This window comes from Lysobacter antibioticus HS124 (assembly GCF_000336385.2).
Lineage (GTDB): Bacteria > Pseudomonadota > Gammaproteobacteria > Xanthomonadales > Xanthomonadaceae > Lysobacter > Lysobacter firmicutimachus.
Genome location: NZ_HG424590.1, coordinates 1 through 7569 on the forward strand (window position 1 = coordinate 1; position 7569 = coordinate 7569).

Below are 7569 nucleotides of genomic sequence, written 5' to 3' on the forward strand. Positions count from 1 at the left end.
CAAAGAACCGGCCCAGCCAGTGGCAGGCGCTGGCCGCGGCCGCCAACGCCGCGGTCCAGGGCGCGATCGTCTATCGCTGAAGTCGATCGCCGACGGCGCGAGTGTCCGCGGCGACGGGGACACTCGCGTTGCGTTTGCGCGGCGACGGCCCAGCGCACGGCGACCCGCGCCTGCCGGGTCGTCGAGCCCTCACTCGACCCGGCGAAACCGGCGCAGGAAGTGCAAGTCCTGGCTGTCGGCTTCGATGGTCGGCCCTGCGCTGTCGCGCTTGAACGGGCAGGGTTGGGCGGTGCCGGTGTAACCGGGCATCAGGCTCTCTTGTACCCAGTGCACCACGGTGCCGCGTTCGACGTCGACCTGATGCGTGCAGAAGTACGCGACACAGCCCAGATAGATGGCGCGCACTTCCGCGTCCGCGACCCGGGCGTCGTCGCCGGATGCGAACGGCGGCGTCGCTGGCGTCCGCATCACTTGCGCGTGCATGCGGCCGGTGGCGTCGTACAGCAGGCAGCCCTCGGAGGCACACCGTAGGAACACGTCGTCTTGCCCGAGGCGTCGGTGTCGGCGATGGTTTCGACGTTCCAGGAGCCGATCAGGCCGTCGGTGTCGGCATCGACGGCCGCGGCGGCCGACGCCGGCAGGCACAGCGCCAAGGCCAGCGTCGGCCGGAGCGCGCCCGTCAGGACATGGATGGACGCGGGCTTCATGCGAGAAGACCCCGGGGCTCGGCCAGTTTCGGGGAACGGGCCGGAAAGCCGGGAGGCCCGTTCCGGCCCGGGCGGGCCTCAGCCGCGCGGTCGCGGCGGCGGCCTATGCCATCGGTTGCCCGCCGCCATGCGCAGCCGCTCACATCCGTAACTGGCGCAGACCGGGACGAGCCTATCGGCGACCTCGGCGTTCGGTGGCCGCCGCCTTAGCTCTTGGGCGCGCACGCACGGCGAGCGAATTCGGTCAGGCGCTCCGGCGAGCCGACGCGGTCGGGTCCGTCCGGCAACATCGCGGGATAGTCGGCGAAAACGTTGCCCCGCCAGCGCCTGAGCGCGGTGTCCCAGACCGGCCAACCGTCGCCGGGAATCGGTTTGCCGACGTAGCGGCGCTTGTGCGCTCCCATGATGTGCTTCCCCTCTGTGCGGACGGCTAATGTGCCTATCGGGCGCGCCGCCGGCACCGGGGAATCACGGCGCGACAGTCTTCTCTCGGCCTACACACGCGACACGGGATGGTGTGGACTCACGACACGACGTGTTCCCGCGATTGCATCGCACGCCATGGCCCAGGTCTTTCGCACCGACGACGATATTCGCGCCCTGTGGGCGGCGCTGACCGGCGACGGCCTGATCGGGGTACTGGGGCAAAGACCGCAAGTGCAGGCGCGCTTGGCGCTGCTGAAAGCGATCGTACAGGCCGAGGACCTGGACGATCGCTATCGGATGTGCACCTATTCCTGTGCGTCCCGGATGACGATGGGTCTGATCTACGACACACGGCGCTACCCGAGAACCGAGGCGCGCTTCGTACTCGATCGATGCCTGGCGACAGCGACAACGTCCGCTGCCGATTGCGAGACTCAAACCGCCTTGTCGCCTCCGCAGACCGGCGTACACGCCTGACGTCCCGCCGAGGAAGCGCCGCCGACGAGCGCATGTCCCATCGCCGCTCGCCCCCTGCCGGGATTGGGCGGGGTACCGGAAACGCACGTGCCGGCCGTGGCCCCGTACCGGGAGCGCAGCCGGCCGAGTCGCCGCCGGCCGCCCTCCACGACCGAAGCTCAGAAGCCGTGCCGACCGCGGCTGTCGTCGCCGAACCAGCACAGGGCGTCGAGCTCGCCGGGCGAGAGATAGCGCACCAGGATCTGGTCGTCGTCGGGCGGATGAATCAGGCGCACCGCAGTGCTGGCGCCGGAGTCTAGGTGGTGCATCTTCGCGGCGGCGCAGGCGGCGGCGATCGCGTCGGCACGCGAAGGGTAACGGCCCTCCGACGATCCGTCGGGGTCCGTTCTCACGGTCCATCGGCCCAACGTATCCTCGATGACATCGAAGTAGCGCATCGCCCTGCGACGTTTCCTTACGTCGCGCTCCCTGTCTGACCGGCCCACCGCCCGAGCAGAAGATATCCCAATATGCCGCTGCCGCGCATCGATTCGGCGGGGGCTTCGGTACCGCCGCCGTCGCAGCTGCAGTTGCGAACCCACGCGGCGGGTGGCCGCAGCCGTGGGAACGGCACACACGTCGATCGACGCCCGCGCGCGGCCTATCGCGGCGCAGGTCACTCCACGCCGCCGCCGGCTTGGCTAAGCTGCGGGCGACCGGCGCGCCGCCGCACTGAGTCCGCAAGGAGACGCACGATGGACCGGGCCCTGGATACCCTTACCGGCGAGGAGGTCGATGCCGAGGACCTGTGGGACCTCGAGGTCGTCGATCCCGGCCGTTACGAGTGCCACGGCTGCGACATCCAGGTGTTCCCGGCCTCCTACCGCAAGGACATCAACAAGAAGCGGCCCTACTTCTTCAAGCCCAAGGACGTCGACCACCGCCCGGACTGCGGCGCCCAGGACGAAGACGGCTGCCTGCAACGCGCACGCTCCGAGCGCATCCCCGAGGAGCAGCTCAGCCGCGCCGGGTTCATGCCCAACCGGCTGGTGCTGCGCGCGCCGCGCGAGGCACAGGCGACGCCCGGCGACGGCGGCCGCGAGGCGGCACGCGGCCATCGGCCCGCTCGCGGCGACGCGGGCGAGGCCGACGGTACCCGACGGCACGCGACCACCGCCAACACCTTGCGCCGCATCGCCAAGGACTACGCCCGCTTTCCCTACAATCGCAACAGCCCCTTGCACATCGACGGCATCGCCGGCCGCAGCTACGACCAGGCGATCCGGCGACTGAAGTTCGACGCCGTGGTCCGCTATGCGCAGGCCCAGGTCTGGCTGACCCAGATCGCCTGGAGCGCGCGACACGAGGACGACGCGGAGCGGTTCGAGATCGTGCTCAGCGTCGGCGATCGCGAGGCCGGCCGGGTGGTACGGCCGTATCGCATCCGCATGCACTGGGCGGCGTGGAGCACGCGCGCGCGCAACGCGCTGCGCACCGAAGTCGAGGTGCTGGTGCAGGAGCACAAGGCGCATCGCGGCAGCGGCAAGGCGGCCTGGGTGTTCTTCATCGGCGAGCAGGACGCGCAAGAGCCGGAGCTGTTCCACGTCCGCGATCAACGCCTGATCTGTACGCTGTACGGCGAGATGCCCGCATCGGGCAAGCCGGGCAAGGACTGAGGCGGCTCGTACCGCTCGCGCTGCGGCGTTACTGTTTCAATTGGCACATTTGACGCTGATCGCCGACAGGGGTCGCGACGGGTCAGTCTGTGACGCGATCGCTCAGTCGCACCGCCCTCAACGCAGCCGGGACGCAGGTGCCCATCCGCTGCGACAGCGACGCCGGCGGTGGAACCTCGACCGTCATCGCCGCGGTGGGAGCGCTCGCCAAGGGCGAGAGAACCGACAGGCCCGGCGCCGGCCGACGGTCTGGGTGCCAGGCCGCGCACGCGACGAAGGCGGCCAGGCCGCACAGCGCGGCCTTCGCCAGCTCGGCGACGGCGCGCGCCAGGGCCGGCGCGCCCCGGCCGGGGCCGCGCATCTTCTTCGAGGGGCTGCGCATATCGTCCGGCTCAGGCCAGCTGCGTGCCGGCGACCAGAACGGCGACCAGGACCAGGAAGAACGCCACCGTCCAGGCGGCGACCGACGATGAACCGATCGCGCGCTCGATCCGGGGTTCGGGAATATCGTCCATTCGCTGCTCCGCAGACCTCATGGGTTTTGTGATTCAACTCACAAAATCCGTGCCAGCCTGCGAATGTGCTTTTTTGTGGATCAAGGCAACCAGTCGCTGAGCTCGGCGTAGATCAGCACCAGTCCGCTGGACTTCAACTCGGGTACCAGTCGGCCGGGCCAGTCGGAACGATCGGTTTCGAAACTGACCGTCGCCTCCAACTCGGTCTGGCGCTCGATCCGGAAGTTGCGGACCTCCGGCACACGCGCCATCGCCCTGCGCGCGAGGTCGCCGACCACATCCACCGAGCTTGCCCGCCCCGACACCGTAGTGAGCATCAGCAGGTGCTTGCTCATCGACTGCTCCTATGCGGGGAGATGATTCATCCTCCCGGGTCGGAGCGTGCAATTTCTTGCCGTTGGTCGGTCGGGCGACGGTGTCCGGCCCGTCGCCCGTGTTGCGTCATGTCCGCCGCCGGCTCAACGCGGCGGGTCGCTGGCGGCGCAGACCAGGAAGAAATCGCGGTCCGCCGGAACGCCGAGGTGATCGAAAGTGCGCACGGTCCACACCGTGGTTTCGCCGCTGCTGTGCGGATTGGGCAGGATGCTCGGCCAGAAGGTCAGGCTCGAACTCTGTGTGCCGGGGTGGCTGATCGTCCCGCTGCAATAGGTCGAGCGGGTCCAGATACGGTCGCTGATCTCGCCATTCTCGATCCATACCCAGTACACCCCCGTCCCCCGCCGGTCCGAGCTGTGCACGCGACAGGTGCTCCAGCGATCGGGAACGTCCTGTTCGGACATGCGCATCGTGCCGTCGGCATTGATGTAGCCGTAGCACGCCACCGCTCGTGCAGTGCCGGGCAGGCACGACAGTGCGGCCAGGACGACGGCCGGCGTACAAGCTTGGATGATGCTGCGTTTCATGATTGCGTCCTCACGGATGGTCGACGATGCGAGCCCCGCAGGCGACGCCGCGTCGACGCGGCGGCATCGACGGAGTTCGCGTGCATCGGTGTAGCCCCATCGCCGGTGTTAAACCGTGCGGTGCGAGCGCGTTCGTCTAAGGTCGTAGGACCGTGGGCGCAGACGCGCGCGAACGCTTTTCCGTTGCGCCAAACGGATTGGCGGCGGCGAAACCGGACGCACGGTCGGACGTGCGTCCGGCGCGGCGGTGCGTCGCCTCAGTTGCGGCAGCAGTGCAGGATCGCCGCGTGCGGCCTTTGCCAGTAGGCGCGCATGAAGCGGTCGGCGGCCTCGTGGCGGTCGCCGCCGAGCAGGCCGTGCTGCACCCATTGCACAGGCGACAGGCCGGCCTGATGCATCGCCGACTCCAGGCTTTCCTTGCTCCAGTAGTAGGCGGTGACGCTGACGTCGAACGGCGGCTTGCACAACTCCAGGCGCACCTTGCCGCCGTCGATATCGGCGCCGTCCGGCATCATGCGGAAGCCGTAGCGCTCGTAGTAATCGCGCTGGCGCACGTAGTCGGGATGAATCGGCAGCGTCACCAGCCGGCCGCCGGGCTTGAGCGCGCGCGCCATCGCCGCGCACATCCCGAACAGTTCGTCGGCATTGGTCGCGTAGGGCAGCACGTACACCGACAGCACCAGGTCGAACGCGCCGTCGCAAGCCGGGCCCAGTTCGGACACGTAGTCGATGCCGAGTCGTTGTTGCGCCTCCTGGCGGCGCGCGTAGTCCAGCATGCCCTCGGAGAGGTCGTAGCCGACCACCCGGCGCGCGCCGCGCTGCTTCATCCAGCGCGCGTACATGCCGTTGCCGCAGCCGAAGTCGAGCACGTCGCGGTTGTGCAGGTCGCCGAGCACCGCAAGCACGTTGGGGATTTCCATGTCGCGACGGAACGGCCACGTCGCCATGTCCTCGTACATCGCCGCCAAGGCATCGAACTGCGCCGCCGCTTGCTGACTCATCTGCGATTCTCCGGCTCGTCGGCCGCGCCGGCCGACATGGCGCAACGGCCGCGCGACCGTGCGGGCGCAGAGCAAAGCATGCGCGCGCGACGGCCGGACTCACCAAGACTCACATTGCGACCGCGGCCAAGCCGGCGCCTTCGGCCGCGGCGATGGCGAAGCACGGCGGAGGCCCCTCCTCGGGCGCCCGATGTCGCGGCTTGCGCGTGCGCGCCGCCGCGGATGCGGCGTGAATCAAGCCGGCCTCCGATTGCTACTCGGCAAATACGGCGATGAATGTCACAATTTTACCGTCGCCATTCCGCTCTGCGAGTGCCAAGAAGGCACACGGACGCCGGTACCGATGCCGAACGGCGCCAGAAGGACATCAGCAAGCCTTAGCCAGCCTTTGCTTTAATCAATTCAACTCCGGTTCCACGAAGGCATCGGCGAGCCGTCCGCCGACGAACGGCCGCAAATCCGGCACGACCGAACGTCCGCGGCAAGCCGCTCGACACTTTAAAGCCACGCCACCGCGGGCCGGGAAACGCCACGCTCCCCCTAAACGAACGGGGCAGGCCCGTCGTCGGAGCCTGCCCCGTGTCGCGCCTCGTTGCCGGTCCGCGCGCCAGCGGCGGGCGATTACAACTCGATGCAGTCGAAGCGCACGTCCGGATCGACGTCGGCGTCGTAATCGACATCGGCGCGCTCGAAGCCGAACAGCTTGAGGAACTCGTGCTTATAGCCGGCGTAGTCGGTGAGCTGGAACAGGTTGTCGGTGGTCACTTGCGGCCACAGCGCCTTGCATTCGTTCTGCACGTCTTCGCGCAGTTCCCAGTCGTCCAGGCGCAGGCGCCGCTGCTCGTCGGTCGCCGGCGGCTGGCCGTCCTGGCGATACATGCGCTCGCGGAACAAGCGGTCGAGCTGCTCGATCGGGCCCTCGTGCAAGCCCTTTTCCTTCATCACCTTGAACACCAGCGAGATGTACAGCGGCATCACCGGGATCGCCGAGCTGGCCTGGGTCACCACCGACTTCAGCACCGCCACATTGGCCGCGCCGCCGCCGTGCGCGCGCAGGCGCGCATCCAGGCGCTGCGCGGTGGCGTCGAGGTCGAGCTTGGCCCGGCCGAGCGCGCCGTGCCAATAGATCGGCCAGGTGATTTCGGTGCCGATGTAGCTGAAGGCCACGCTGCGCGCGCCCGGAGCGAGCACGCCGGCGTCGGCCAGGGCGTCGATCCACAGCTCCCAGTCCTGGCCGCCCATCACCGTGACGGTGTCTTCGATCTCCTGCTCGCTGGCCGGCTCGATCGAGGCCTGGACGATCTGGTCTTTGTTGGTGTCGATCGCGGTGGACGTGTAGGTGCTGCCGATCGGCTTGAGCGCCGAGCGCTTCACTTCGCCGGTCGAGGGCAGCTTGCGCACCGGCGACGCCAGCGAATACACCACCAGGTCGACCTGACCGCCCATTTCGTTCCTGATCAGCTCGATGGCTTGGGCACGCACTTCATCGGAGAAGGCGTCGCCGTTGATCGAACGCGAGTACAGGCCCTCGGCCTTGGCGAACTTGTCGAACGCGGCAGCGTTGTACCAGCCGGCGGTGCCGGGCTTCTTCTCGCTACCGGGCTTTTCGAAGAACACGCCGAGGGTGTCGGCACCGAAGCCGAACGCGGCGGAAATGCGTGCGGCCAGACCGTAGCCGCTGGACGCGCCGATCACGAGCACCTTCTTCGGACCGTCCTGGCGCGTGCCGCGGGCGCGGGTGGCCTGGATCTGGTCGCGCACGTTGAGCTCGCAGCCGAGCGGGTGCGTGGTGGTGCAGATGAAGCCGCGAACCTTGGGATGGATGATCAACGCCGTATCTCGTCTGTGGGGCAACGGCGGCATCTTAGTGGCTGGGGCCCGGGGGG

At 68.5% G+C, this 7569-nt stretch carries 12 protein-coding genes; 2 read left to right on the forward strand and 10 right to left on the reverse strand.

Features of this window, described 5'->3' with window-relative positions; translation table 11 throughout:
* Window positions 1-189 precede the first annotated feature (189 nt).
* From TX83_RS20620 to TX83_RS20630, 3 genes are all read right to left on the reverse strand, one after another.
* The gene (locus TX83_RS20620) at window positions 190-468 is read right to left on the reverse strand and encodes a lipocalin-like domain-containing protein (RefSeq protein ID WP_064749862.1); all 279 of its coding nucleotides are present in this window, start codon (window positions 466-468) and stop codon (window positions 190-192) included.
* Window positions 468-707 (reverse strand): hypothetical protein, encoded by a 240-nt coding sequence (locus TX83_RS20625; protein WP_064749863.1) that lies wholly within the window; start codon window positions 705-707, stop codon window positions 468-470. Before TX83_RS20625 ends, TX83_RS20620 begins: the two co-directional genes overlap by 1 nt.
* 206 nt (window positions 708-913) lie before the next feature.
* Window positions 914-1111 carry a hypothetical protein gene (locus TX83_RS20630; protein WP_064749864.1) on the reverse strand — a complete coding sequence of 66 codons (198 nt, stop codon included), beginning with the start codon at window positions 1109-1111 and terminating at the stop codon, window positions 914-916.
* A 157-nt stretch (window positions 1112-1268) separates the two neighbouring features.
* On the opposite strand from TX83_RS20630, the gene TX83_RS20635 reads away from it, so the two are divergent.
* Window positions 1269-1610: a hypothetical protein gene (locus tag TX83_RS20635; RefSeq protein WP_064749865.1), complete on the forward strand. Its 342-nt coding sequence runs from the start codon at window positions 1269-1271 to the stop codon at window positions 1608-1610.
* A gap of 158 nt (window positions 1611-1768) precedes the next feature.
* Here the strand turns inward: TX83_RS20635 and TX83_RS23730 are convergent, their stop codons facing one another.
* The gene (locus TX83_RS23730) at window positions 1769-2002 is read right to left on the reverse strand and encodes a hypothetical protein (protein ID WP_141233610.1); all 234 of its coding nucleotides are present in this window, start codon (window positions 2000-2002) and stop codon (window positions 1769-1771) included.
* A gap of 342 nt (window positions 2003-2344) precedes the next feature.
* On the opposite strand from TX83_RS23730, the gene TX83_RS20645 reads away from it, so the two are divergent.
* On the forward strand, window positions 2345-3265 hold the full coding sequence (locus TX83_RS20645; RefSeq protein ID WP_064749867.1) for a hypothetical protein: 921 nt from the start codon (window positions 2345-2347) through the stop codon (window positions 3263-3265).
* 82 nt (window positions 3266-3347) lie between these two features.
* On the opposite strand, the gene TX83_RS20650 is transcribed toward TX83_RS20645, so the two are convergent.
* The 6 genes from TX83_RS20650 to fabV form a co-directional block, all read right to left on the reverse strand.
* Entirely contained in the window at window positions 3348-3647 is a 300-nt protein-coding gene (locus TX83_RS20650; protein WP_064749868.1) for a hypothetical protein, read from the reverse strand.
* 10 nt (window positions 3648-3657) lie between these two features.
* Window positions 3658-3780 carry a hypothetical protein gene (locus TX83_RS24015; protein WP_261370227.1) on the reverse strand — a complete coding sequence of 41 codons (123 nt, stop codon included), beginning with the start codon at window positions 3778-3780 and terminating at the stop codon, window positions 3658-3660.
* A gap of 80 nt (window positions 3781-3860) precedes the next feature.
* Entirely contained in the window at window positions 3861-4115 is a 255-nt protein-coding gene (locus TX83_RS20655) for a hypothetical protein (protein ID WP_064749869.1), read from the reverse strand.
* Between the two features lie 123 nt (window positions 4116-4238).
* Entirely contained in the window at window positions 4239-4682 is a 444-nt protein-coding gene (locus tag TX83_RS20660; protein ID WP_064749870.1) for a hypothetical protein, read from the reverse strand.
* Window positions 4683-4939: 257 nt separating this feature from the next.
* Window positions 4940-5683: a class I SAM-dependent methyltransferase gene (locus tag TX83_RS20665; RefSeq protein WP_064749871.1), complete on the reverse strand. Its 744-nt coding sequence runs from the start codon at window positions 5681-5683 to the stop codon at window positions 4940-4942.
* Window positions 5684-6304: 621 nt separating this feature from the next.
* On the reverse strand, window positions 6305-7513 hold the full coding sequence (gene fabV / locus TX83_RS20670) for an enoyl-ACP reductase FabV (RefSeq protein WP_064749872.1): 1209 nt from the start codon (window positions 7511-7513) through the stop codon (window positions 6305-6307).
* Between the last annotated feature and the right edge of the window lie 56 nt (window positions 7514-7569).